Genomic DNA, 24,536 nt, shown 5'->3' on the forward strand with positions numbered 1-24,536 from the left:
CGAGTCTACGGAGCAGGAGCGGCCCCGCCTGGGAGCGGCTCACAGAAGCGGATGAGCAGTATCGCGCGTCGATTGGTCGCAGCGCGGTCGCGACGCTGCCCGTGGTGAGATCATGGCTGTCGTGACCAACCCATCTCCTGCAACCGAAACCGCTTGGCTCACGATGCCCGAACTCGTCGAGGTTCTCGGCGAACCGCTGGGCCGCGTGCGTCGACTTCTGGACGAGTCACAGCTGATCGGCTCCAAGCGCCACGGCGCCTTCGCGGTGCCCGCCGTCTTCATCGTGGACGGTCACCCGTTGCCGTCGTTGCGGGGCACGATCATTGTGCTTCACGACGCCGGGTTCACCGACGACGAAGCGATCGACTGGATGCTCGCGCCCGATGACACGATCGGCGTGGCGCCCATCGAGGCGCTCCGAGCGGGACGTAAGAGCGAGGTCCGGCGGGTGGCCCAGACGCTCGCCTAAGGAAGTAGATGCTCGCCCGGGAGTCAGGCGGGCGGCGCGCTCAGGTTGTGCGCACGGTGGCTGCGCGAGCAAGCTCCCGCAGTTCGCTCACGGATCGGTTGCCGAGCGGCGCGCCCGACAGCGCCCGCTCGGCGGTACGGGTGTAGTCGAGAATGAGGTCTTCGACCCGCTCCAGCGCGCCGGTGTCACGGATCGTCTGCTGCATCGCCGCGATCTGGTCGGGTTCGAGAGATGGATCGCCGAGCATCTCGTCGAACAGCCGGCGCGATCCCGTGGGGAGCGCCTCCCGCGCGTACGCGACGAGAACCGTGCGCTTGCCTTCGCGCAGATCGTCGCCCGACGGCTTGCCGGTCGCTTCGGCGTCCCCGAAGACACCCAGCACGTCATCGCGCAACTGGAAGGCCATACCGACCGGGTGCCCGAACGCGACCAGAGCCCCCTGCTGTGCGGCGTCCGCTCCCGCGATCGCCGCGCCGATGACGAGCGGCTGCTGGATGCTGTATCTCGCTGACTTCAGGGATGCGATCCGCAGCGCGCGCTCAGCGTGGCGGTCGTCAGCCTCTGTCACATAGGCCGATTCCTCGGCGACATCGAGGAACTGCCCGATCGTCACCTCGCTGCGCATCAGCGCGAACTCCCGGCGACCGGCAGCGGCGTGCGCCGGAGTGGCCACGGCGAGGCCCTCTTCGAGGAGATCATCGCTCCACGCGACCAGAAGATCGCCGAGGAGGAGGGCCCCCGAACGGCCGAAGCGTGCGGGGTCGCCGACCCAGCCGCGGGCGCGGTGGGCGGCTTCGAGGGCGCGATGAGCGGAGGGACGGCCGCGCCGCGTGTCGGAGTTGTCGACGATGTCGTCGTGCACGAGGGCGGCGGCGTGGAAGACCTCCAGTGCAGCCGCTACCGCGAGCACGTCCTCGGTCGGCGCTACAGCTTCGCTGGAGTGCTCGCGAACAGCGCGCCACCCGGCAAAGCAGAAGCGGGCGCGCAGCCGCTTTCCGCCGCGAACGGACTCGGCGGCGGCGCCGTGGAGGAGGATCGCCTCATCGCCGAAGAGCTCGACCTCGGCCTCCCGTGCTGCCAAGAAGTCCTCGACTCGCTGAGAAACTGCCGCGACCGGATCACTACCTACTGACACGGGCCTAGCCTAGTAATCGACGGCGCGCGTAGAATCGTGCCACCGATCCAGCCCGAGGGGGATCTCATGCCACTCTCCGAACAGGAGCAGCGTCTGCTCGACGAGATGGAGCGCCATCTCATGCGCAATGACGCCGATGTCGTTTCGGCGTCCAGCGGTGGTGGTCTCTCGTATCGCAATGTCGTGTACGGCACGATCCTCGTGCTCGCGGGCATCGGTGCCCTCATCGTCGGTGTTGCAATGCAGCTGATCATCGTGGGTGTTCTCGGGTTCCTCGCGATGATCGCCGGAGTGATCGTCGCCGTTACGCCAGCCAAGCGCACAAGCGCAGAACCCCCGCGCGCTGATCAGCGTCAAGCGACGGCCCGCACGAACGCTAGCTTCATGGACCGTATGAACGAGCGCTGGGACCGCCGCCAGGAAGGTCGTTGACCGATCGAGGCTGAGCCCTCCACTGCGCTCCACCGCTTGACTCCACACCGCTCCACCGCCCTCTGACGGGCCACCGAACGCCGACCTCCGGGTCGGCGTTTCGTCGTTAACCGCCGGGTTCGGCATCCGGTCGACAGCGCCTTCCGGTGTCAGCTTTCGCTTCCTTTGGCGCGCCTGGACGCGCCGGGGGAGCACTATGACGTGAATGTGGTGACAAAGTGGAGGGAAGTGGAGTAAAGTGGCGAGCAACCTGGAGGGGCCGGACGAAGGGGGGTGACGCGGGATGCTGCTGGGGACTCACACTCCGAAGCTGGACGACAAAGGACGCGTCATCTTGCCGTCCAAGTTCCGTGACGATCTCGGCGCCGGCATCGTCGTTACGCGCGGGCAGGAGCGATGCCTCTACGTCTTCTCGGCTGAGGAGTTCGAGCGAGTCCACGACCGCATCCGCGAGGCGCCGCTGACCAACAAGCAGGCACGTGACTTTCTGCGCATGTTCCTCTCGGGCGCCAGCGCTGAGACTCCCGACAGCCAGAACCGCATCACCATCCCGCCGCCACTGCGCGCCTACGCCGGGCTCGAGCGCGAGCTCGTCGTCACGGGTGTGGGCGCTCACGCCGAGATCTGGGATGCGCGGGCCTGGAACGACTACCTCGAAGGAAACGAAGCCACCTACTCAGAGATGGAGCAGGAGGTGATCCCTGGCCTGTTCTGACCCTCGGTTGTGATGCCCATCTGCGGGGCCCTGACGCACTTCCCCGGCGCCAGGTCTTCAGCGGGTGGGGATCAGAGCCCAGTGGTCCGGCCCGACATCATGGACCTGCGCGACATCCATACCCCCGTCCTCCTCGAGCGCTGCATCGAGTTGCTGACTCCCGCGCTCGGCGGCGAGAACCCCGTCGTGGTGGATGCGACGCTCGGAATGGGCGGGCACACCGAGGCGCTGCTGGAGCGGTTTCCCGCGCTGACGGTGATCGGGCTCGACCGCGACACCGACGCCCTGCGCGTCGCCTCCGAGCGTCTCGCCCGGTTCGGTGACCGCCTGATCCCGGTGCACACCGTCTACGACGGCATCGCCGGGGCGATCGAACGCTCCGGATTCACGCGCGTGGACGGCATCCTGTTCGATCTCGGTGTCTCGTCGCTGCAGCTGGATGTCGCGGACCGCGGTTTCGCCTACGCCCAGGATGCGCCGCTGGACATGCGGATGGACCAGTCCGGGGGAGTGACAGCCGCGACCGTCCTCGCGACGTACGGCGAGGGAGACCTGCGCCGGATCTTCGAGCGATACGGCGAAGAGAAGCTCGCCGGACGGTACGCCCGAGCCATCATCCAGGCGCGAACCGAACAGCCCATCGAGCGGTCTGCTCAGCTCGTCGACATCCTGCAGGCCGCGACTCCCGCTGCCCTCAAGAACGCCGGTCATCCCGCCAAGCGGGTGTTTCAAGCCCTGCGCATCGAGGTGAATGCGGAGCTTGCGGCCCTCGAGACGGCACTTCCCGCCGCGCTTGACGCGTTGACAGTCGGTGGCCGCCTCGTCGTCATGTCTTATCAGTCCCTCGAGGACCGCCTCGTCAAGCGCGTCCTCGCCCAGGCGGTCCGCTCGACAGCCCCCGCGGGCCTACCCGTGGAACTCCCCGAGCACGCCCCGCAGTTCCGTCTCATCGTCAAGGGCGCCGAAATGGCCTCCGACGACGAGAAGCTACGCAATCCCCGTGCCACGCCCGTGCGGCTGCGCGCGGCCGAACGAGTGAAGGATGCCGCATGAGCGCGGATCTGCTGGCAGCCCTTGATGAGTTCGCCCCGAGTGCTCGCCCGGTCGAGACACAAGCCCCGCGGCTGCGTCCGGTGGAGCAGACCGCAGCGCGGCGCCGTCCCCGCCTCGCCTACGGGATCGTCGCGGTCCTCGGAGCCGCGGCGATCGTCGCGGCCCAGATGGTGGTGTCGATCCTCACGACGCAAGACACGTACGCGATCTCGGCCCTCACCTCGCAGCAGCGACAGCTCACCTGGGACCGGCAGATCCTCTACGACGAGGTTGCAGGTCTCAGCTCGCCGCAGTACCTCGCGGCAAACGCGTCGGCCCTCGGTATGGTCATCAGCGAAGCGCCTACCTTCCTCCGTCTCTCGGACGGAGCGCTGGTGGGAGCCTCGCAGGCCGCAGGGTGGCAGTCATCGATCGACGCCGTCGGAAGGGGAGCAGTGGCAAACGCCCTCATCACCCAGACGCCACTGGTCACCGACCCCGCCGCGACCATCGAAGGAACTCCCGTCGAGGTCACGGACGAGACCGGTCAATCGGTTATCCCGCCCGCGCTCACCGACGGCCTGCCGACCCCCACGACACGATGACCGGACGCAGCACACGAAGCCCACGGCGCCGCACCGTCGTCGCCATGTTCGTTGTTCTGGCAGTCATCGGTGCTTTCGTCATCCGTCTTGTCGACATCCAGGTCGTCAATGCCAAGGAGCACATCGAGCAGTCCCTGGAACTGGGGCTGTCGAGCTCGCAGGAGACATACGGAACCCGCGGTGCGATCGTCGACGAGAACGGCGCGACCCTTGCCGGCAGCATCGTGCTCTACGACGCGCAGCTCGATCCGAAACTCGTCGGCCCGATCGACCGTGAGATCGACGGCGAGGACGTCAAGGTTCCGTGGGAGACGATCTCAGCTGAGATCGGCGCCGTCACGGGTCAGAGCGCCGAAGAGATTCAGGCGATCGTCGCTGCCGCCCTCGCGGAGAACCCCGACAGTCGATACGCGATGCTCACGCGGGGCCTCACGACGGCGCAGTACCGGGAACTCGCGGATATGAAGATCCCGTACCTCGCGATGTTCCCGCACCCGGCGCGCACGTACCCCGACGGCGCGGTCGGCGGTAACCTCGTCGGCTTTGTGGGGTCCGATGGCACGGCGCTCGCTGGGCTGGAGTCCTCCCAGAACGGATGCCTCGCCTCGACCGACGGCGAGATTCGGTATCAGCGCGGCGGTGACGGCGTCATCATCCCCGGGACGATGACCGAGATACCCGCCATCGACGGGGGGACGCTGCAACTGACGATCAACCGTGACCTGCAGTGGTATCTGCAGCAACTGATCGCCGAGCAGACGCAGAACACCGGGGCGCTGAACGGCTCGATCTTCGTCGTCGAGGTCAAGACCGGTGCGATCCGTGCGGCAGCCGAGTACCCGACCGTCGACCCCAACGCTCCGACAGTCGTTGACGAGTCCGATCGCGCAAGCCGGATCTTCCGCAACACCTTCGAGCCGGGCTCGACGTTCAAGGCGCTCTCGGCAGCGATGCTCGTCGACTCAGGTACCGCGAACCCCTTCTCGGTGGTCCGCGTGCCCTTCCGCCAGACCTTCGACAACGGTGCGAGCGTTCGTGACGATCTTCCCCACCCGGACTACGACTACACGCTCAACGGTGTGCTCGTGAACTCGTCGAACGTCGGTATCTCCACGTTCGCCGGGATGATGAGCGACCAGGCTCGCTACGACTACCTCACGAGATTCGGGATCGGGCAGGGCACTGACGTCGACTTCCTTGGAGAAGCGAACGGCCTCGTTCGCGACCCCGGCCAGTGGGACAACCAGACGAAGTACAACACCTCCTACGGCCAGGGTTTGACGACCACGGTTCCGGAGCTGGCGAACGCCTACCAGGCGATCGCAAACGGCGGCCTGAAGCTGCCGCTTCGGCTGGTGGAGTCGTGCACTGCTGCTGATGGCACCGTGACCACCCCCGAGAACGGCGAGCCCACGCAGGTGATCAGTCCCGAGGCCGCCCGCCAGGTGACCGACATGCTCGAGAACGTCGCCACGAAGGGGTCGGTCTCTGAGAAGGTCGGCATCGCCGGATACCGGATCGCGCTCAAGACCGGAACCGCTGAGAAGGTCGATCCGGGCGCGGGGACGTACAAGGTCGGTTCGTACTTCACGACGATCGCGGGCTTCGCCCCCGCCGACGATCCCCAGTACGTCGTCGTGGTGACACTCGATGAGCCGACCACGATAAAGTCGTCTAGTGCCAACGCTCCGGCGTTCCGCGAGGCGATGACCCAGGTGCTCAAGACCTACCGAATCATGCCTTCGAACTCCGCCTCACCCGATCTCCCGACATTCGGCTGATCTCGACGGCACGCCTCCTGCGCATGATCAGTCTGACTCTGTCCCGAATCGCCGATGTCCTCGGCGGAACCCTCGTCCTCCGCGGCGCCGACTCCGCTGACACGGTGGTTTCGGGCACCGTCGACACCGACTCTCGACTGATCGGCCCCGGCGACATCTTCGTCGCCAAACCGGGCGAGCACGCTGACGGCCACGACTTCGTTGCCGCCGCGATCGAGCGGGGTGCGGTGCTCGCCATCGTCGAGCGACCGCTGGATGCCGCCATCACCCAGATCGTGGTGCCGGGGGCTGTGCATGCCCTGGCAGACCTCGCCCGCTTCGTTGTGGGCGAGGTGCGGGCACGCGGTGCCCTTCGGATCGTCGGGATCACCGGCTCGAACGGCAAGACGACGACGAAGAACATGATGGCGCGCATCCTCGAGGCCGAGGATGAGACCGTAGCGCCGCAGGCATCCTTCAACAACGAAGTCGGTGCGCCGCTGACGATGCTCCGGATCACCGAACGAACCCGCTATCTCGTCAGCGAGTTCGGCGCCAGTGCACCGGGAGAGATCGCGCGTCTTGCCGGTCTCGTCCACCCCGACATCGGGGTCGTCCTCATGGTCGGGATGGCGCACGCCGGCGGGTTCGGCGGCATCGAGTCGACCTTCGTCGAGAAGTCGCAGCTGATCCACGCCGTCCGGCCCGGGGGCGTGGCAGTGCTGAACGCGGATGACCCGCGCGTGGCAGCGATGGCCGGTATCGCCACCGAACGCGGCGCGACAGTCCGTTGGTTCGGGCGAGGCTCGGCAGCGGATGTGCGGGCCGAGGACGTGGAGGTCACGCCCGAGGGAACGCGATTCCGTGCCGTCATCGACGGCGACGAGTTTCCGGTCGTTCTGCGCGTGCTCGGCGAGCACCACGTCATGAATGCGCTGGCCGCGATTGCTGCGGCGACAAGTCTCGGCATCCGTCCCGAAGCCTGCATCGAGCGGCTCCAGGCGATGGAGTTGGCAGAGCGGTGGCGGATGCAGCCGATGGGCTCGGAGCGCGTGCGCATCATCAACGATGCTTACAACGCGAGTCCGGACTCCATGGCCGCAGCGCTTCGCACTCTCGCGCAGATCACTGCGCCCGATCAGCGCACTGTCGCCGTTCTCGGCGCGATGAGCGAACTCGGCGAGTACGCGGGGGAGGAGCATGACCGCGTCGGTCTTCTCGCGGTGCGGCTGCGCATCCAACGGATCGTCGTCATCGGCTCTGCTGCGCGCCGGCTTTACCTCTCGGCGATCAGCGAGGGGTCGTGGGATGGCGAGGCAGTCTTCTTCGAGACAGCTGACGAAGCGTACGACTACCTGATGTCCGAGCTGCGTGAGGGTGATCGGGTGCTCGTGAAATCGTCCAACTCCGCGGGCCTCCGGCACCTCGGCGACCGTCTGGGAGAATCCTTCTCGTGAGATCCCTCCTGATGGCGTCGGCGATCGCCCTGTCGTTCTCGCTCTTTCTCACACCCGTCTTCCTGCGCTTGTTCCGCCGGTGGGGATGGGGCCAGGTCATCCGTACCCCCGACGCGGGAAACAACCCTCAGCACGAACTCAAGCGCGGTACACCCACGATGGGTGGCGTCATCTTCGTCGGGGGGACGACGATCGCGTACCTGATCGGAACCTACGCCGGCGGCAACCCGCCCACGATCTCGGGTTTCCTCGTGCTCTGGATGATGGTGGGCTTCGCGCTCGTCGGCTTCATCGACGACTACATGAAGCTGCGCAGCCAGCGAAGCCTCGGTCTGTCGGGTTGGCGCAAGATCGTCGGTCAGGTGATCGTCATCGTGCCGTGGGCGCTCGTCGCACTTCAGTTCCCGGATGCCCAGGGCCAGACCCCCGCGACGGCCTACGTTTCGGTCTTCCGCGACATCTCGGTGCTGAACTTCCTGGCGTTGCCGGTTGCGATCGGCATCCTGCTCTACATCGCCTGGATCAGTTTCATCGGCGTCGCCTGGTCCAACAGCACGAACGTCACCGACGGCCTCGACGGCCTGGCCACCGGTGTGGGTGTGTTCACGATCGGGGCGATGAGCCTGACGACGTTCTGGCAGTTCCAGCAGCGCTGCGACGGCGCAGACCTCGTGGCCGCCTACCAGCAGGCCTGCTACCAGACGAGGGACCCGCTCGACCTGACGATCATCGCGGCGACCTTCGCTGCCTCTCTGGTCGGGTTCCTATGGTGGAATGCGCCGAAGGCTCAGGTGTTCATGGGGGATGTCGGGTCGATGGCGATCGGTGGCGTGATCGCCGCGGTCTCGATCCTCTCTCACACCGAGATCCTCACGGTCCTCACCGCCGGGGCGTTCATCATCGGATCGGGTTCGGTCATCCTGCAGCGGATCTATTTCAAGCTCACCCGCGGCAAACGTCTGTTCCTCATGAGCCCCTTCCACCACCATCTCGAGATGCGCGGGTGGTCGGAGACCAACATCGTCATCAGGATGTGGATCATCGCCGCGGGACTGGCAGTCACCGGCGTCGGCTTCTTCTACGTTGAATGGCTCGCGCGCACATGACCGGTGAATCCTCCCGGCTGGATGGACTGACCAGCTGGCACGCCGACTGGCGCGGCCTGCGGGTTGCCGTCTTCGGCCTCTCGGTGACCGGCTTCTCGGTGGCCGACACGCTGGCAGAACTCGGCGCGGAGGTTCTCGTTCTCGCCGAATCCGCCGACCCGGCCTATGAGCGCCTGCTACCCGTCATCGGGGTGCGGTCATCGATGGGGTCGCTCAGCACGCCGCCCGCCGAGCTCGTGGACTTCGCTCCCGAGGTCGTGATCGCCTCGCCCGGCTTCAGCCCGACGCACCCGCTCGTGCGCTGGACGCTCGAAAGCGGCATCCCGCTGTGGGGAGACATCGAGCTCGCGTGGCGCGTGCGCGACAAGGTAGTCCGCCCCGGCGGCGCTCCCGCCGACTGGGTGCTGATCACCGGCACCAACGGAAAGACGACAACCACGGGCCTTGCCGCCACGATGATGGTGGCAGGGGGTCTCCGGGCAGTCCCGTGCGGAAACATCGGCACGCCGATCCTGGATGCCGTCCGTGATCCGTCGGGCTTCGACGTCCTCGTCGTGGAACTGTCCAGCCACCAGCTCTGGTACCTCAGCCTGCAGTCCTCGCCGGAACCGGTTTCGCCGCACGCTGCGGTCTGTCTGAACCTCGCCGACGACCACCTCGAATGGCATGGATCCTTCGAGGCGTATCGCGACGCGAAGGCGCAGGTGTACAACCACACCCGCGTCGCCTGCGTCTACAACAAGGCCGACCTCGCGACGCGCGAGATGGTCGAAGAAGCCGATGTCATCGAGGGAGCGCGAGCGATCGGGTTCGACCTCGGCGTTCCCGGTCCGAGCGACCTCGGCGTGGTCGACGGCATCGTCGTGGACCGCGCGTTCCTTGTCGAGCGGCGCACCAGCGCTCTCGAACTCACGACGATCGACGAGCTTCGAGAGCTCGGCCTCGCGGCCCCACACGTCGTTGCCAACATCCTTGCTGCCAGTGCGCTGGCCCGTTCGCTCGACGTACCGCCCGAGGCCATAGCCACTGCACTGCGCGAGTTCCGGCTGGACCCCCACCGGATGGAGATCGTTGCGACAGTCGCCGGTGTCACGTGGGTGGATGACTCGAAGGCGACCAACCCGCACGCTGCGGCATCCTCGCTTGCCGCCTACCCCGGATCGATCTGGATCGTGGGGGGACTGCTCAAGGGCGTCGACATCACCACGCTCGTCTCGACGCGGGGGCGTCTGGCAAAGGCAGCGATCGTGATCGGTGACCAGCGCGATGCCGTTCGGGCGGCGTTCGAGCGACACGCGCCCGACGTTCCGCTGCACGAGGTCATTGCCGATGAGACTGGGGACGTCATGGCGCAGGTCGTAGACCTGGCGATCGGACTCGTGGCCGAGGGGGATGTCGTCCTCCTCGCACCGGCCGCGGCATCCTTCGACCAGTTCGCCTCCTACGCGGATCGCGGTGAGAAGTTCGCTGCGGCGGTCAGGCAGCGAGTGGGAAGGGGCGAACATGGCGACACCGACGCCGATCCGTCCGCTCCCGCAGGAGCCTGACGAGCCGACGCCCAAGCGCGGGCTTGCTGCCCGCGTCTCTCTCGGATCGCTGTTCCGCCCGGTTGCCGGTGAGTTTCTGCTCATCTCATCCACGGCAGTCCTGCTGACGATCTTCGGTCTCGTGATGGTTCTCTCGGCCACCAGCGCAACGGCGACCGCGGCGGGTCAGGCTCCGTACGATGCGGTCATCAAGCAGGCAGTGTTCGCCGCGATCGGCCTGCCGCTCATGTTCATCGCGAGCCGACTGCCAGTGAGCTTCTGGAAGCGGATCGCGTGGCCCGCGCTGATCGTCACCACCGCCTTCCAGCTCCTCGTGTTCACGCCCCTCGGCGTCGAGGATGGCGGAAACCGAAACTGGATCCTCATCGCTGGCATTCAGGCTCAGCCCTCGGAGTTTCTGAAACTCGCGCTGGCCCTCTGGCTCGGTTTCATCCTGTACCGAAAGCGCACGCTGCTCGGCGACTGGCGGCACGTCTTCATCCCGGTGGTGCCGGTGGCCGCCGCCGTGATCGCGACGGTTCTGGCCGGGCACGATCTCGGAACGGCGATGGTGCTGTTCCTGCTCGCCCTCGGCGCCCTTTTCTTCTCCGGTGTGAAGCTGCGGGTGTTCGTCATCCCGCTGTTGCTGGCGATCGTGGCAGTCGCGGCGCTGGCGGTCACGAGCCCGAACCGCATGGAGCGCATCCTCAGCGTCTTCAACACCGACTGCACCGCCGATTACCTCAGCACCTGCTACCAGCCGCTGCACGGTATCTGGGGACTGGCCGGCGGCGGCATTTTCGGCCTCGGACTTGGGAACTCGAAAGAGAAGTACGAGTGGCTGCCCGCGGCATCCAGCGACTACATCTTCGCCATCGTCGGTGAAGAGCTCGGCCTCATCGGCGCGATCGTCGTGCTCGGGCTGTTCGCGATCTACGCGATCGGCGCTTTCCACATCATCCGCAAGACCGACGACACCTTCGTGCGGATCGTTGCCGGCGCGATCACCGTATGGATCGTCGGTCAGGCGCTCATCAACATCGGCGTCGTGCTGCGGCTGTTCCCGCCGCTCGGTGTCCCCTTACCGTTCATGTCTCAGGGTGGCACGTCGCTGGTGTCGGTGCTCGTTGCGACCGGGGTTCTGCTGGCGTTCGCCCGGACGATTCCGGTGACCGCGAGGCCGGCGCCCCGGTCGGCCGCTCGCCGCTGAGGTCGCCGCCCGCAGCTATTCGGCGGGGCGAGATAGGGTCGGACGGTGACGACCTACTTGCTGGCCGGCGGCGGGACCGCCGGGCATGTGAACCCCCTGTTGGCCGTTGCTGATGGGCTGCGCGCTCGGGGCACGGGTGCCGATGTGCGCGTCCTCGGGACCGCGGAGGGGCTGGAGTCGCGGCTGGTACCGCAGCGGGGCTACGAGCTTCTTGTCGTCGACAAGGTGCCGTTTCCACGGCGACCCGATCGTGCTGCCGCAGCGTTTCCGAGCCGGTTCCGCCGCGCGGTGGCCCAGGTGCGGGCACACATTGCGACACACGAGGTGGATGTCGTCGTCGGGTTCGGTGGCTACGCGTCGGCCCCCGCGTACGTTGCAGCCCGGCGCGCCGGCATCCCGTTCGTCGTCCACGAGGCCAACGCCCGGCCGGGACTTGCCAACCGCCTCGGTGCCCGCCGAGCCGCTGGTGTCGGTGTCGCTTTCGAGGGCACGCCGCTTCCCCGGGCCCGGTTGGTCGGGATGCCCCTGCGCCGCGAGATCGAGGACCTTGATCGTGCGGCGCGTCGCGCCGAGGCTGCTGCTCACTTCGACCTGAGTCCGGAAGCGCCGACCCTGTTGGTCTTCGGCGGGTCGCTGGGAGCGCTGCGGCTGAACACCGCGATCGCAGGCTCGTGGCGCGACGTGCTGGATGCCGGGTGGCAGCTGCTCCACGTCACCGGTGATCGCTCCGATCTCGAGGACCCGGGGGAGCCGGGATACGCCCTCCGTCGCTACGTCGACCGCATGGACCTTGCTTTCGCGGCGTGCGACTTCATCGTCTCGAGGTCGGGGGCTGCCACGGTGAGCGAGATCAGCGCGCTCGGAATCCCCGCCGTCTACGTGCCCTATGCCGTGGGCAACGGGGAGCAGGCGCTGAACGCTGCCTCCGCAGTGGCGCATGGTGCTGCGATCCTGATTCCCGATGCGGATTTCACCCCGGGGACGGTCCGGGACCGCATCCTGCCCCTGCTGACGGATGCCGACGAGCGGGCGGGTATGGCCGAGAAGGCCGCGGAGATCGGCATCCGCACCGGCACCGAGAATCTCATCGCGATGATCGACGAGGCCCTCGCCTAACCGTCGGCGCGCACGGTTGCCACCTCAGGAGGGGAGTTCGTCGGTTTCGGTGGTCTTCAGCGCTGCGATCACGGCCGCGATGGCCTGATCGGTGTCGACGCGCAGGCCACGGACCTGCTCGGCGAAGGCTGCGGCAGCTCGCTGAATCTGGCCGAGCGCGGCGTTCTCGTCGACGGACACGAACGTGCCGTAACGGCCGCGCGTTTCAATGAGGCCCGTGGTCTCGAGCTCCCGGTAGGCCCGAGCCACCGTGCCCGGCGCAAGTCCCAGATCCCCGGCGAGTCGGCGCACCGTGGGAAGCCGAGAGCCTGGCGGCAGCTCACCGCTCGCTATCGCCGCAACGTACTGCGCGCGCAGCTGCTCGAACGGAGGTGTGGGCGAGGCGGGGTCGATGACGATCATGCGCCTTCTCCCCGGGCAAGCTCGACCGACGTGCTCGCGAATCGCCGACTTTGCGGGCGCAACGCGGCCGGATATCGTGACGCGGCCATCTTCCCGAGCCGCAGCGAGTACGTCACCTGCGCTGCGGCGATCAACACCGGAGTCCATGGGCTCATCAGCGTCGACAACTCCGGGCGTGTGGCGGCAATCGGGGTCAGGGTGAGCGTTCCCGCAGCGATTCCCAGCGGTAGTGCTGCGGCCATTGTTGCGGCGCTGCGCAGTGACCACAGCGCGTCCGCGCGGAACAGGTCGTCCCACGCCAGCTGGAGGTCATCGCTGGCGACCTGCGGCTGGGATAGCACGATCCGCTCCATCACGCGCATCACGACGAAAACGATGATCGCGAAGACAAGAAGCCCGGCGCACCACAGCACGGTTTCGGTCGCGATGCGGCTGGGCTGCACCAAACGCCACGCGAGGACAGCGGCCACGCCCACAGACGCAGTTCCGAGGGCTATGGGGGCCAGAACACGCCGCCAGGGCTGACGCAGGTAGTTCTCGCCGGTTCCGAACGGTAGCTTCACGACTCGCTCGTATCGCGCGGCTTGTTGCGCGCTCAGGTCGTGCCGTCGGCTTCTGATCAGGTAGATGATCGGCACCAGGGCGAGCGCGCACAAGATCACGGCGGTGAACCAGACCATGCCGAACTCGAAAGACATGTCTCTTTTGTATCAATATTGTCGCAATGTGTCGATACAGTTCCATGAGGTTCAAGCCAGCTCGACCTGCATGTGCTGCGGCACCGGTGCGCTCACCCGCAGGCATACCAACACGATCGCGACGATCGGCGTCAGGATGCCGAGAACAGCCGCAAGGATCTGCCCCATGATCGGCAACGCCACCGCGACGATGAGGCTGACCGCCAGGGCGAGGGATCGGTTTCGCCACGAGGCGGCCCACACGAGCCAGACGATCGCGGCAGCCGGAAGAAGCCAGACGACGGCGCCTATCGGGCGAGGGTTGCCAGACGGGAGTATGGTTCCCCATCCGGTCACGACGAGCACAAGCGTGAGCGCACCCAGGGTTGTGGCCCCCCACACTGCTCTTTGCTGCGTCGCGGTCCGCCGCGGCGCGCGGAGGGCGAGCGCGAGGATCACCAGGATGCCGCATCCGGCTGACGCGCGCATGCCGACGAGCATCGCTTCGGTGCCGTCGAGGCTCGTGTACAGAGACCCTGTCACCGCGAAGGTGATCGACAGCAGCGACGTAATGATGGCGGCAACGGCAAGCGCACGCGCAGCGCGTCGCCGTCCGACCCGGCCCGCATGCGAGTCGACAGCAGAGGCTGTCGCACTGCTGCGCTCCCGGTGCCCGGGCCAGACGAGGGCGACGATCACGACCGCCGCGGCAGAGACGAGGAATGTCGTGATCGGTGACATGAGCATGATGGCCGCGAGGGGAAGCGACAGCGCGGCGCCGATGATGCTCGTCCCGACGATCAGGACCCGCATCCCGCGGCGACGCGCGAGCCGGTCGCTGACCGCCACGACCACTGCACATGCGGCTGCTGTCGATCCGAGTGCGATGAAGGCGGGGAACAGGGCCGAGAAGAGGGAGCGAGGGTCGCCGGCGTCCGCCTCATCGAACCCGACGCTCCAGGACGTGAAGGCGAGCGCGGCGCCCGTTGTCGCGATCATGGAAATGCCGAGCGCGACCAGCGTGCGGATCGGATCGAGATGAAGACGATGCCGGGCACTGGCGAGGGCTACCGTCCACCACAGAGCCGGGACCAGCCCGACCTGAGTCACGAGAATCGTCGTGAACAGCCAGGGGGCAGCGTAGGTGAGCCCGAGCTGGCCAGCTGCCGCAACGAGAGCTGACACGGCCAGCGCAGCAACGCCGGCCACGCGCGCGGTGGTGGCGTCGAGGCGGGTGCCCAGGCGCGCCAGCGCTGCTGCCATTCGTTCACCGCGCGATGGCGCGCTCAGCCCGCCCGCTTCGGCGGCATCCATAGCTGTGCCCACGAATACCGCGGCATTCGCGTCGCGCCACCAGCGCGGGTACCAGCGGACGAGGCGCTCGAAGCGGTCTCGGTCGAGACTCATGCCAGCGCGCTCCGCGGATGAGCGGGGCGCGGTCTCGCACCGCCGCCCGCTGCGGTGCCCAGCGCCCGGCGGGCGGCGGCGACCCGCTGCTCGAGCTCGGCGGTTTCGCTCTCGAGCTGCGCAACGCCCTGGGATGTCAGGCGAAAGTAGCGGCGCGCGCGCCCATCCACGATCTGTTCGCCCGACTCCTCGACAGCGCCGCTCGCGGTCAGGCGATCGAGCGTCGCATAGAGGGTCGCGGTCTTGAGGGACGCCGCGCCGCCGGATGCCTCGAACACGCTCCGGAGGATGCCGTAGCCGTGCTGCGGTCCGTTCGCGAGCGCCGTCAGAATCCAGAAGGTCGTGTCAGGTCGCGCGGTAGCCATGACCCCGAGCATATTCCCGATCATGGAATATCGATACGGTGAGCCTGCGATAGGCCGCGTGCCGAAGGAGTTCCTCAGCGACGCCGACCTAGGATTGTCGGGTCATGATCAGACCCGACCTCAGCCTCCCGATCCCCGAGACCATCGAGGCAGCGCACTTCATCGGTATCGGCGGCTCGGGGATGTCGGGCCTGGCGGGCATGTTCCTGGATCGCGGCATCCGCGTCTCGGGATCCGACCGCGCCGACAGTGCGGCACTCCAGGCCCTCGCTGCCCGAGGAGCGCGTGTCCACGTCGGGCACGACGCCGCGCATTTGCAGGATGCCGACACTGTCATCCACACCGGGGCGATCTGGCCCGAGAACCCTGAGTTCGTCACGGCGAAGGAACGGGGACTGCCCGTCATCCATCGCTCTCAAGCGCTCTACTGGCTGATCGGCCGCCGCCCGCTGGTCTCGGTTGCGGGAGCGCACGGCAAGACGACCTCGACGGGGATGATCGTCACGGCGCTGCGTGCGCTCGGTGCCGACCCGAGTTTCGTCAACGGGGGAGTCATTGCCGATCTCGGTGTCTCCAGCGGCACCGGTGCTGACGATCTGTTCGTCATCGAAGCAGACGAGTCCGACGGCACGTTCCTTCTCTACGACACGGCTGTCGCGCTGATCACGAACATCGACCCCGACCACCTGGACCACTGGGGCAGCCGGGAAGCCTTCGATGCCGCGTTCGCGAGCTTTGCGAACGAGGCGCGCGAGGCCGTCGTCCTGTCGTCGGACGACGAGGGCGCGCGTCGGATCCTTCCTCACCTCACCCACCCGCGCGTCATGACCTTCGGAAAGGCGGAAGATGCCGATGTGCGCGTGCACGGCATCCGCACCGACGGACCTGTGTCGTTCGAGCTCACCCACGCGGGGCAAACGGTCTCGGCCGCGCTGGCGATTCCCGGAGAGCACAACGCGGTCAACGCGGCCGGGGCCGTGGCTGTGCTCCTGACCCTGGGGCATGCCTTTTCCGATGCCGTGAAGGCCGTCGAGGCGTTCGCCGGAACGGTGCGTCGCTTCGAACTCCACGGGATCGTGCGCGGCGTCAGCGTCTACGACGACTACGCACATCATCCGACGGAGGTCGCCGCAGCCCTGGCCGCGGCCCGCACCGTCGTCGGCGATGGACGCATCATCGCGCTGCACCAGCCGCACACCTACTCCCGGACGCAACACATGGCCGCGGAATTCGCCGAGGTGCTCGAGAGTCACGCTGACCACACCGTCGTGCTCGATGTGTACGGCGCGCGCGAGGACCCGATCCCGGGGGTCACCGGCGAACTCGTATCGAGCAGGTTCACGGATGCCGAACGCGTCCACTTCGAGCCGGACTGGGCGGCCGCAGCTGCCTACACGGCATCGATCGCGCGGGACGGGGACTACATCATCACTCTCGGCTGTGGAAACGTCTACCTCATCATTCCCGACGTGCTCGCCGCGCTCGGCCAGCAGGGCGCACCGGCGGAGTAGCGGTGCGCCGGCCGACTCCGCTCCCGCCCTCCGGGGCCCCGTCGGGCGCTGACGACGAATCCTCGTTGCGCACCCCATCCGGCGGAGACGGCAGACGGGGCGTCTCACCCGAGCAACGCGGAGCTGCCCCCACGGACCGGTGGGCTGAATCGGCATCGGTTCCCGTCGAGAGCGCCCCGACGGAGCCGATCGACCTCACCGGAATCACCGCTCCCGCACCGGTCTGGCCCCTCCCGACCGATGCCGGCACCGGCTCGAGCGCTCGGGATGCCGCCTCCGTCCTTCCCGGCGTTCCGACCTGGGCGCTCGGCGCAGACGAGGCCGGAGCAACCGAGCCGCTCGCGGAAGATGCAGCTGCGCCCGGCTCTGACGGTTCGTCGCCGGTGGGTATGCGCGAGGTGTGGCGCGCTGCGCGTGCGCGGCGGCGCGCGCTCAAGTCCGAGGTGCGGCGGTTCACCGTCAGGGCCCGTCGCCGTCGCGCGGTCTGGCTCGGGTCCATCGCGGCAGTCGTGCTCGTAGCGCTCGGCAGCGTCGGGGCGGCGTACAGCCCGCTGTTCGCTGTCGAGACGATCACGGTAGCGGGCGCTGAGCAGCTGGACACCGCAGCGGTATCCGACGCGTTGTCGTCACAGCTGGGCACGCCACTGCCACTTGTGGACGAGAGCGCCATCAAAGCGGCGCTGGTCGCGTTCCCGCTCGTCGAGTCGTACACCGTCGAGGCCCGGCCTCCGCATGATCTGATCGTGCGCGTCGTCGAACGCACCCCGATCGGGGTCATCGCCTCACCGGCCGGGTTCACCCTCGTGGATGCCGCCGGCGTCGCGCTCTCGACGACACAGACCCCGGCTCCCGGCAGACCCGTGCTGGAGATCACCGGTGGAACGGCATCCGAAGCATTCGAGGCGGTCGGGCACGTGCTGCGGTCGCTTCCCGACACGATCATGTCGCAGGTGACCGCGGCGTCGGCGACGACCCCCAACGACGTGACCCTCACCCTCGGTGGAACCGGCACCAAGATCGTCTGGGGCAACGCTGACGAGTCCTCGAACAAGTCGGTGGCGCTGGCTGCGGCGATGCAATCGCGCCCGCCGGACACGGTCTCGCGTTACGACGTCTCGTCGCCGTCAGCCGTCGTCATCCAGTGATCCGCTGAGCCCACCGGGCCGAGCGGGTGCACGAAAGAACGGGATGTGCGACACGCCCCCGAAAGCGCGCGGAATCGGGGGAGTCGACGCTTAGCTTCGTGTCTAGGAAATACATACCCGGCAATACTTTATACCTCCAGTTGAGGTTGAAGGTTGCAGGACACGAGCACAGGAGTCGGCATGAGCCAGAACCAGAACTACCTTGCAGTCATCAAGGTGGTCGGCGTCGGCGGCGGAGGCGTCAACGCCGTCAACCGGATGATCGAGCTCGGCCTGCGCGGGGTCGAGTTCATCGCCGTCAACACCGACGCCCAGGCATTGCTGATGAGCGACGCCGACGTCAAGCTCGACGTCGGGCGCGAACTCACCCGAGGGCTGGGTGCCGGCGCCGACCCCGAGGTGGGTCGCCGCGCCGCAGAGGACCACACCGAAGAGATCGAAGAGGCGCTCCGCGGCGCCGACATGGTGTTCGTCACCGCCGGTGAGGGTGGCGGCACCGGTACGGGCGGTGCGCCCGTCGTCGCAAAGATCGCGAAGTCGATCGGCGCGCTCACGATCGGTGTGGTGACCAAGCCGTTCTCGTTCGAAGGTCGCCGCCGCCAGAGCCAGGCCGAGTCGGGAGTGGCGCGCCTGAAAGAAGAGGTCGACACCCTCATCGTGGTGCCCAACGACCGGCTGCTGGAGATCAGCGACCGCGGGATCTCGATGATCGAGGCTTTCGCCACCGCGGACCAGGTGCTGCTGGCCGGTGTCCAGGGCATCACCGACCTCATCACGACGCCCGGACTCATCAACCTCGACTTCGCCGACGTGAAATCCGTCATGCAGGGGGCGGGCTCAGCGCTCATGGGAATCGGCTCGGCACGCGGCGCGGACCGGGCGATCAAGGCTGCAGAGCTTGCTGTCGAGTCGCCGCTGCTGGAGGCATCCATCGAGGGTGCGCACGGCGTGCTGCTGTCGATTCAGGGTGGCTCCAACCTCGGCATCTTCGAGATCAACGACGCCGCCCAGCTGGTGAAGGAAGCCGCCCACCCCGAGGCGAACATCATCTTCGGTACCGTCATCGACGACACGCTCGGTGACGAGGTGCGCGTCACGGTGATCGCCGCCGGGTTCGACGGTGGCGAGCCGCAAGCGCGTCCGGATGCCACCCCGGTGGTCCGTCGCGAGCCCGTCGAGCAGCGTGCAGCCGCAGACTCCGAAGACGAGCCGCAGCGTCCTGAGCAACTGGCTCCGGTGCCCTCGATCTCGGATGCAGCCTTCGATTCGGCGTTCGGGGACGACGACCTCGACATCCCCGACTTCCTGAAGTGACCGCATCCGCGCCGGCGAGGGTGCGCGGCTCGAGGCTGCAGTTGTGACTGAGTCGGACGCGCAGCTCGCGGATCGTCTGGCGTCGATCGACGATCGTATCGCTGCTGCTGCGCGGCAAGCGGGGCGTTCGCCTGAAGACATCACTCGTATCGTCGTGACGAAGTTCCATCCGGCGTCGCTGGTCGAGGAGCTTTATGGCCTCGGCGTGCGCGACGTCGGCGAGAACCGGGTTCAGGAAGTACTCGAGAAGGTCGTCGGGGTCGGGGATCTGTCCGACCTGCGGTGGCATTTCGTCGGTCAGCTGCAGACCAACAAGGCGCGGGCGGTGCGTCGCGTGGCCTCGGTCATCCACTCGCTCGACCGCCCGAAGCTCGCCGATGCGCTGGATGCCGAGGCCGAGGTGCCCCTGGACGTCCTGATCCAGGTGAACCTCACCGACGACCCCGGGCGCGGGGGAGTCGCCCCGGAGAGTCTTTCGGCGCTCGCCGAGCACGCCGCCGGGTGTCTCGGACTGAGGGTCCGGGGAGTCATGGCTGTCGCCCCCCTGGGCGAAGAACCTGCCGCAGCCTTCGAACGGCTCGCCGGCCACGCGCACACCGTGCGCCGTGTCTTCCCGGACGCCACCTGGATCTCGGCCGGGATGACCGGCGATTTCGAAGCTGCAATTCACGCCGGCGCGACACACCTGCGCATCGGCACGGCAATCACGGGTCCGCGCCCTGTGCGCGGTTAACCTCGGAGCAGACGAGCAAACGGAGGATGCGATGTCGAACCCCTTGAAGAAGACCATGGTCTACCTGGGCCTCGCCGACGAGGAAGAGGTCTACGACGAGACGCCAGCGCCTGCGCCCACGCGCAAGTCTGCCGCGGCATCCGTCGAGAAGGCCGCCCCGGTCACGCCGATTCACCGTCCGGCGGTGGTTCGTCAGCCCGCAGTCGGCGCTCTCAACGAGATCGTCACGGTGCACCCCAAGCAGTACCGCGACGCGCAGGTGATCGCCGAAAGCTTCCGCGAGGGCGTTCCCGTGATCATCAACCTCTCGCAGATGAGCGACGCCGACGCGCGTCGTCTCATCGACTTCGCGAGCGGCCTGTCGCTTGGCCTGTACGGCCGCATCGAGCGCGTGACGAGCAAGGTTTTCCTGCTCTCACCCGAGAATGTTGCGGTGTCGGGTGAGGGTGCCGTGGCGCAAGCGGATCCGGAGGCGGTTCCTTTCCCGCAGACTTGATACGTGAACGTCATCCAGATCGTTGCCGGAATCCTCAACGCGGCAGTCCTGATCTACATTCTCGTGCTGCTGGCCCGACTCGTCTTCGAGTGGATCCCCGTTTTCGACCGTGAGTGGCGTCCTCGTGGCGCGATGCTCGTTGTCGCCGAAGGTGTGTACACCGCGACGGACCCTCCGATCCGTTTCCTCCGTCGTTTCATCCCCCCGTTGCGGATCGGCAGCATCGCCATCGACTTCGCGTTCGCGCTCACGATGCTCTCGTGCTTCATCCTCCTGTCGGTGACACGCGCCTTCGCAGGATGAATCCACCCACGACTATGCTTTGCTGTTATCAACCGTCCACAACCGCGTGCCGGAAGGCACGATCGGCCAGCGGCCGGGCGAACGAAAGAGGGAAGAAATGCCACTGACTCCGGATGACGTCGTCACCAAGCAGTTCCAGCACGTCCGGTTCAAGGAAGGGTTCGACCCCGACGAGGTCGATGACTTCCTCGACGAGATCGTCGTCGAGTGGCGTAAAGCCCTGGCCGAGAACGAAGAGCTCAAGGCACGCATCGCCGAACTCGAGTCCGGCGCGCCCGCGGCCCCCGCGGCACCGGCAGAGGCGCCCGCCGAAGAGGCAGCCCCCGCTCCCGCCCCGGCTGCTCCGGCCAGCACCCCGCTTCCGACCCAGGCAAGCGCCGGCCTGCTCGAGCTCGCGCAGCGTCTGCACGACGAGCACGTCGCCGAAGGCCAGGCGCGCCACGACCAGCTCATCGCCGAGGCCCAGGCTCAGGCTGCCTCGATCATCTCCGACGCTGAGACTCGCGGACGCGACGAGATCGCTCGCATGGAGGCCAAGAAGGCCGAACTGGATGCCCGCATCGGCGAACTGCGTGAGTTCGAGCGCGACTACCGCTCGCAGCTGCGTAACTTCATCGAAGGTCACCTGAAGGACCTCGACTCCTCTTCGACCGACAGCGCGTCGGTCGCGAACATCACGAACTGAGGACGCTCTTGGCGTCCCGGCCACCTCTGCGTCACGCGGCGGCCGGCATCACGATTGCGCTGCTCGCAATCCTGGTGCTGGCCGTCGACCAGTTCACGAAGTACCTCGCGCTGACCAACCTCCCGCTGCAGGAGTCGGTTCCCGTCCTGGGTGAGTTCTTGCAGTTCTACCTCGTCAAGAACCCCGGTGCCGCTTTTTCGCTCGGTGAGGGGTACACCTGGATCTTCACCATCGCCCTGGCAGTGGTTGCCGGGGTGATCGTGTGGCTGGCGGCCACCCGCGTGCAGTCACGCCTGTGGGCGATCGTGCTGGGACTTCTGCTGGGCGGGGTGCTGGGAAACCTCACGGACCGCCTGTTCCGTGAACCCGGATTCCCCGTGGGGCACGTCGTAGACTTCATCAACACACCGTGGATGTGGTTCTGGATGAGCCCCGCCATCTACAACATCGCCGACATTTTCATCGTGTCGATGATGATCGGGGTGGCACTGCTCGTGATCGTAGGAGTACAGATGGACGGTAAGCGACACCACAACCGTGAGACGGATGCCGCGGAGGAGGAGACCATCCTTGGCGCCGCGGGGGACGAGTTCCCTCCCGGAGGGGGTGTCGCCGGAGGATTTGATTCCGAGTTCCCCGTCGCGGATCCTTACGCCGGGGTGCCCCGTTCCGAGATCGGACTCCCGCCGCTGACAGAGGCCGAGCAGGAGGCAGTGGCCCGGGAAGCGGACCGGATCGCCGACGAGGAATCCCGCCGCGACTCGTGAGCCGTCCCGGTAGGCGAGCTGCTGCGGCATCCGACCGTCGGCCCGCTCGAGACGGAAGCTGAGATGCCGGCGCGGATGCTGCCGGTTCCCGACGGCCTCGACGGTGCGCGGGTCGATGCCGGCATCGCCAAGATGCTCGGATTCTCGCGTACCTTCGCCGCCGAGGTCGCCGAATCCGGAGGCATCAGTGAAGGTGGCAGAGCTCTCGGCAAGTCGGACCGGCTGACGGCGGGAACCGTTCTCGAGGTCGAATGGACCGACCGTCGTGAGCCCGAGGTGATCCCCGTCGTCGTTCCGGGTTTTGGCATCGTGTACGACGATGATGACATCGTGGTGGTCGACAAGCCGGCGGGTGTGGCAGCCCATCCCTCGGTGGGGTGGGAAGGCCCGACGGTGCTTGGCGCACTCGCAGCTGCGGGGTTCCAGATCGCGACCAGCGGCGCACCCGAGCGGCAGGGCGTCGTTCACCGCCTGGACGTCGGCACCAGTGGACTCATGGTCGTGGCCAAGTCCGAGCACGCCTACGGCGTCTTGAAGGCTGCGTTCAAGGATCGCACCGTCGATAAGATCTACCACGCGGTAGTTCAGGGCCATCCCGACCCGCTCGCCGGTACGATCGACGCTCCCATCGGGCGTCATCCCTCGCACTCCTGGAAGTTCGCGGTCACCCGCGACGGCAAGCCCTCGATCACTCACTACGAGACCATCGAGGCCTTTCCCGGAGCCTCACTGTTGGAAATCCACCTGGAGACCGGGCGGACCCACCAGATCCGTGTCCACATGGCAGCACACCGGCATCCGTGCGTCGGCGATCCGCTCTACGGCGCCGACCCCACGATCTCAGAGCGGCTGGGCCTGACCCGCCAATGGCTGCATGCGCGCACGCTTGCCTTCGCGCACCCCGCAACCCGCGAGTGGGTCTCGTTCGACTCGCCCGATGCGCCTGATCTCGCTCATGCCCTCGCGATCCTCCGCGGCGAGGAGCTGGATTGAGCCCTGCAGCTTCCGAGGACCTCAGAAGCTGCCGAGAAGATCGAGCCGCAGCTGGGCCGTGACCGCGATCAGCGCGTAGTCCAGCACGGTGGCAAGCAACGCCCACGAGAAGATCACGCTTCCCACGCGCCGCGCCGCAGGCGCTTCGGTCCACACTCCGTCGCGCAGCATCCAGCCTGTGGTGAACCAGAAGAGCGGAATCGTGACGAGCCAGATGATCATGCACCAGGGACACAACGATCCGTAGACGAAGATGCTCTGGAATGCGAAGTAGTGCACGAGAACGAACGCCCCGGCAACGAAGATGCCGTACGTCCGCCAGTACCACCGACGAAGGCCGGATGGTGATGCCAGCTCGCTGACGCCGGCGTAGACGGGGCCCAGGAACAGCACCATGCCCGCTATCGAGTTGCTGAATCCGAGGATGTTGCCGCCGGGGGAGAGCAGGTTGGGGCCGCACGTGACCAACACACCCCACTGACACGAGATGATCGCATCCGCGCCGGTGAGCTGACCGATGTACTCCAGGTACAGCAGGAACGCGACGATGGCGCCGAGGATCCCGCCGACGATCCAGAAGACGGCGAGGGCGACGGTGGGTCGGTGCAGGGCCACCCGCCCATTGTCGGTACCGGTCAGGGCGCTGCGTCGACGGCCGAGCCGGACTTAATCAGGCAGAGGGAGGCTGCGCGTCGCTGCCGCCTGTCACGAACCGAGCCTCGCCGTGATCCGGCGTTGCCGCAGCGATGCGAGCGCGCATGTCGGCATCCACGTCGCCCAGGGCATCGAGCGGGTACCAAGCGACCTCCGTCATCTCGCCGTCGACGGGAACCGGGTCGCCCGAAATCCATGTGCACCGGAAAGTGAGGTCGAGGTAGTCGCTCTGGTCCCCGTTGGCGTAGGTGATCCTCGGGATCTGATGCACCCACGCGAGCCGATCGGCACGGATGACGACACCGGCCTCTTCGGCAGCCTCCCGCACCGCGGCATCCGCCGGCTCTTCGCCCGGATCGACGATGCCGGTGATGGGGGTCAGGGCGTGATTGTCGGAGCGACGGCCCAGCAGGACCTCACCGCCGCGGATGATGACAGCGGTGACGCCGACGAGGGGGAGCGGGCGGGTGCCGACGAATCGGCGCAGCTCAAGGATGAAGTCGGGAGTTGGCACACGGCAA

Annotated in this window: 27 protein-coding genes; 20 read left to right on the top strand and 7 right to left on the bottom strand. The window is 67.1% G+C overall.

Annotation, left to right across the window (positions count from 1 at the left end):
* The first annotated feature begins 112 nt into the window (after positions 1 to 112).
* Positions 113 to 469 (top strand): Rv2175c family DNA-binding protein, encoded by a 357-nt coding sequence (locus tag LL236_RS09890; RefSeq protein WP_228178578.1) that lies wholly within the window; start codon positions 113 to 115, stop codon positions 467 to 469.
* 40 nt (positions 470 to 509) lie between these two features.
* Here LL236_RS09890 and LL236_RS09895 read toward each other — a convergent pair whose 3' ends face one another.
* Entirely contained in the window at positions 510 to 1,604 is a 1,095-nt protein-coding gene (locus LL236_RS09895) for a polyprenyl synthetase family protein (RefSeq protein ID WP_228178579.1), read from the bottom strand.
* 66 nt (positions 1,605 to 1,670) lie between these two features.
* Between LL236_RS09895 and LL236_RS09900 the strand changes: the two genes are divergently transcribed.
* The 10 genes from LL236_RS09900 to LL236_RS09945 all read left to right on the top strand — a co-directional run bounded on the left by LL236_RS09900 (position 1,671) and on the right by LL236_RS09945 (position 12,563).
* Positions 1,671 to 2,036 carry a DUF3040 domain-containing protein gene (locus LL236_RS09900; RefSeq protein WP_228178580.1) on the top strand — a complete coding sequence of 122 codons (366 nt, stop codon included), beginning with the start codon at positions 1,671 to 1,673 and terminating at the stop codon, positions 2,034 to 2,036.
* A 283-nt stretch (positions 2,037 to 2,319) separates the two neighbouring features.
* Entirely contained in the window at positions 2,320 to 2,751 is a 432-nt protein-coding gene (gene mraZ, locus LL236_RS09905; RefSeq protein ID WP_228178581.1) for a division/cell wall cluster transcriptional repressor MraZ, read from the top strand.
* 99 nt (positions 2,752 to 2,850) lie between these two features.
* Positions 2,851 to 3,804 (top strand): 16S rRNA (cytosine(1402)-N(4))-methyltransferase RsmH, encoded by a 954-nt coding sequence (rsmH, locus tag LL236_RS09910; RefSeq protein WP_228178679.1) that lies wholly within the window; start codon positions 2,851 to 2,853, stop codon positions 3,802 to 3,804.
* Complete coding sequence (locus tag LL236_RS09915) at positions 3,801 to 4,388, top strand: hypothetical protein (RefSeq protein WP_228178582.1); 588 nt, start codon at positions 3,801 to 3,803, stop codon at positions 4,386 to 4,388. The genes rsmH and LL236_RS09915 overlap by 4 nt, the downstream gene beginning before the upstream one ends.
* A gap of 44 nt (positions 4,389 to 4,432) precedes the next feature.
* Positions 4,433 to 6,169 carry a peptidoglycan D,D-transpeptidase FtsI family protein gene (locus LL236_RS09920; protein WP_228178583.1) on the top strand — a complete coding sequence of 579 codons (1,737 nt, stop codon included), beginning with the start codon at positions 4,433 to 4,435 and terminating at the stop codon, positions 6,167 to 6,169.
* 23 nt (positions 6,170 to 6,192) lie between these two features.
* Entirely contained in the window at positions 6,193 to 7,605 is a 1,413-nt protein-coding gene (locus tag LL236_RS09925) for a UDP-N-acetylmuramoyl-tripeptide--D-alanyl-D-alanine ligase (RefSeq protein WP_228178584.1), read from the top strand.
* Positions 7,602 to 8,711 carry a phospho-N-acetylmuramoyl-pentapeptide-transferase gene (gene mraY, locus LL236_RS09930; RefSeq protein ID WP_228178585.1) on the top strand — a complete coding sequence of 370 codons (1,110 nt, stop codon included), beginning with the start codon at positions 7,602 to 7,604 and terminating at the stop codon, positions 8,709 to 8,711. The genes LL236_RS09925 and mraY overlap by 4 nt, the downstream gene beginning before the upstream one ends.
* Positions 8,708 to 10,258 carry a UDP-N-acetylmuramoyl-L-alanine--D-glutamate ligase gene (gene murD, locus LL236_RS09935; RefSeq protein WP_228178586.1) on the top strand — a complete coding sequence of 517 codons (1,551 nt, stop codon included), beginning with the start codon at positions 8,708 to 8,710 and terminating at the stop codon, positions 10,256 to 10,258. The genes mraY and murD overlap by 4 nt, the downstream gene beginning before the upstream one ends.
* A complete protein-coding gene (gene ftsW, locus LL236_RS09940) occupies positions 10,215 to 11,447 on the top strand; it encodes a putative lipid II flippase FtsW (protein WP_228178587.1) in 1,233 nt (410 codons plus the stop codon). Before murD ends, ftsW begins: the two co-directional genes overlap by 44 nt.
* A 45-nt stretch (positions 11,448 to 11,492) precedes the next feature.
* Positions 11,493 to 12,563, top strand: a complete 1,071-nt coding sequence (locus LL236_RS09945) for a UDP-N-acetylglucosamine--N-acetylmuramyl-(pentapeptide) pyrophosphoryl-undecaprenol N-acetylglucosamine transferase (RefSeq protein ID WP_228178588.1) — start codon at positions 11,493 to 11,495, stop codon at positions 12,561 to 12,563.
* 24 nt (positions 12,564 to 12,587) lie between these two features.
* On the opposite strand, the gene LL236_RS09950 is transcribed toward LL236_RS09945, so the two are convergent.
* Genes LL236_RS09950 through LL236_RS09965 form a run of 4 tightly spaced genes read right to left on the bottom strand, consistent with a single transcriptional unit; the run spans position 12,588 to position 15,414 of the window.
* Positions 12,588 to 12,965, bottom strand: coding sequence for a GntR family transcriptional regulator (locus tag LL236_RS09950; protein WP_228178589.1), 378 nt, complete (start codon positions 12,963 to 12,965; stop codon positions 12,588 to 12,590).
* The gene (locus tag LL236_RS09955) at positions 12,962 to 13,663 is read right to left on the bottom strand and encodes a hypothetical protein (RefSeq protein WP_228178590.1); all 702 of its coding nucleotides are present in this window, start codon (positions 13,661 to 13,663) and stop codon (positions 12,962 to 12,964) included. The genes LL236_RS09950 and LL236_RS09955 overlap by 4 nt, the downstream gene beginning before the upstream one ends.
* 51 nt (positions 13,664 to 13,714) lie before the next feature.
* Complete coding sequence (locus LL236_RS09960; RefSeq protein WP_228178591.1) at positions 13,715 to 15,049, bottom strand: hypothetical protein; 1,335 nt, start codon at positions 15,047 to 15,049, stop codon at positions 13,715 to 13,717.
* Entirely contained in the window at positions 15,046 to 15,414 is a 369-nt protein-coding gene (locus tag LL236_RS09965) for a PadR family transcriptional regulator (RefSeq protein WP_228178592.1), read from the bottom strand. Before LL236_RS09965 ends, LL236_RS09960 begins: the two co-directional genes overlap by 4 nt.
* 104 nt (positions 15,415 to 15,518) lie before the next feature.
* Here LL236_RS09965 and murC point away from each other — a divergent pair, with 104 nt between their 5' ends.
* From murC to LL236_RS10010, 9 genes are all read left to right on the top strand, one after another.
* Positions 15,519 to 16,925, top strand: coding sequence for a UDP-N-acetylmuramate--L-alanine ligase (gene murC, locus LL236_RS09970; protein WP_228178593.1), 1,407 nt, complete (start codon positions 15,519 to 15,521; stop codon positions 16,923 to 16,925).
* Between the two features lie 65 nt (positions 16,926 to 16,990).
* On the top strand, positions 16,991 to 18,070 hold the full coding sequence (locus LL236_RS09975; protein WP_228178594.1) for an FtsQ-type POTRA domain-containing protein: 1,080 nt from the start codon (positions 16,991 to 16,993) through the stop codon (positions 18,068 to 18,070).
* A gap of 180 nt (positions 18,071 to 18,250) precedes the next feature.
* A complete protein-coding gene (gene ftsZ, locus LL236_RS09980; protein WP_228178595.1) occupies positions 18,251 to 19,384 on the top strand; it encodes a cell division protein FtsZ in 1,134 nt (377 codons plus the stop codon).
* A gap of 43 nt (positions 19,385 to 19,427) precedes the next feature.
* Complete coding sequence (locus LL236_RS09985; RefSeq protein ID WP_228178596.1) at positions 19,428 to 20,117, top strand: YggS family pyridoxal phosphate-dependent enzyme; 690 nt, start codon at positions 19,428 to 19,430, stop codon at positions 20,115 to 20,117.
* Between the two features lie 31 nt (positions 20,118 to 20,148).
* Positions 20,149 to 20,613 carry a cell division protein SepF gene (locus tag LL236_RS09990; RefSeq protein ID WP_228178597.1) on the top strand — a complete coding sequence of 155 codons (465 nt, stop codon included), beginning with the start codon at positions 20,149 to 20,151 and terminating at the stop codon, positions 20,611 to 20,613.
* Positions 20,614 to 20,616: 3 nt separating this feature from the next.
* A complete protein-coding gene (locus LL236_RS09995; protein WP_228178598.1) occupies positions 20,617 to 20,916 on the top strand; it encodes a YggT family protein in 300 nt (99 codons plus the stop codon).
* A 97-nt stretch (positions 20,917 to 21,013) separates the two neighbouring features.
* Positions 21,014 to 21,601 (top strand): DivIVA domain-containing protein, encoded by a 588-nt coding sequence (locus tag LL236_RS10000; RefSeq protein WP_228178599.1) that lies wholly within the window; start codon positions 21,014 to 21,016, stop codon positions 21,599 to 21,601.
* An 8-nt stretch (positions 21,602 to 21,609) separates the two neighbouring features.
* Positions 21,610 to 22,368, top strand: a complete 759-nt coding sequence (lspA, locus tag LL236_RS10005) for a signal peptidase II (RefSeq protein ID WP_374198024.1) — start codon at positions 21,610 to 21,612, stop codon at positions 22,366 to 22,368.
* Between the two features lie 63 nt (positions 22,369 to 22,431).
* Complete coding sequence (locus LL236_RS10010) at positions 22,432 to 23,361, top strand: RluA family pseudouridine synthase (protein ID WP_228178600.1); 930 nt, start codon at positions 22,432 to 22,434, stop codon at positions 23,359 to 23,361.
* A 21-nt stretch (positions 23,362 to 23,382) separates the two neighbouring features.
* Here LL236_RS10010 and LL236_RS10015 read toward each other — a convergent pair whose 3' ends face one another.
* Positions 23,383 to 23,976 (bottom strand): vitamin K epoxide reductase family protein, encoded by a 594-nt coding sequence (locus LL236_RS10015; RefSeq protein WP_228178601.1) that lies wholly within the window; start codon positions 23,974 to 23,976, stop codon positions 23,383 to 23,385.
* Positions 23,977 to 24,031: 55 nt separating this feature from the next.
* Positions 24,032 to 24,529 (bottom strand): NUDIX hydrolase, encoded by a 498-nt coding sequence (locus LL236_RS10020; protein ID WP_228178602.1) that lies wholly within the window; start codon positions 24,527 to 24,529, stop codon positions 24,032 to 24,034.
* Positions 24,530 to 24,536: the final 7 nt, after the last annotated feature.

Origin of the sequence: Microbacterium schleiferi, assembly GCF_020781975.1 — a bacterium.
Taxonomy (GTDB): domain Bacteria; phylum Actinomycetota; class Actinomycetes; order Actinomycetales; family Microbacteriaceae; genus Microbacterium.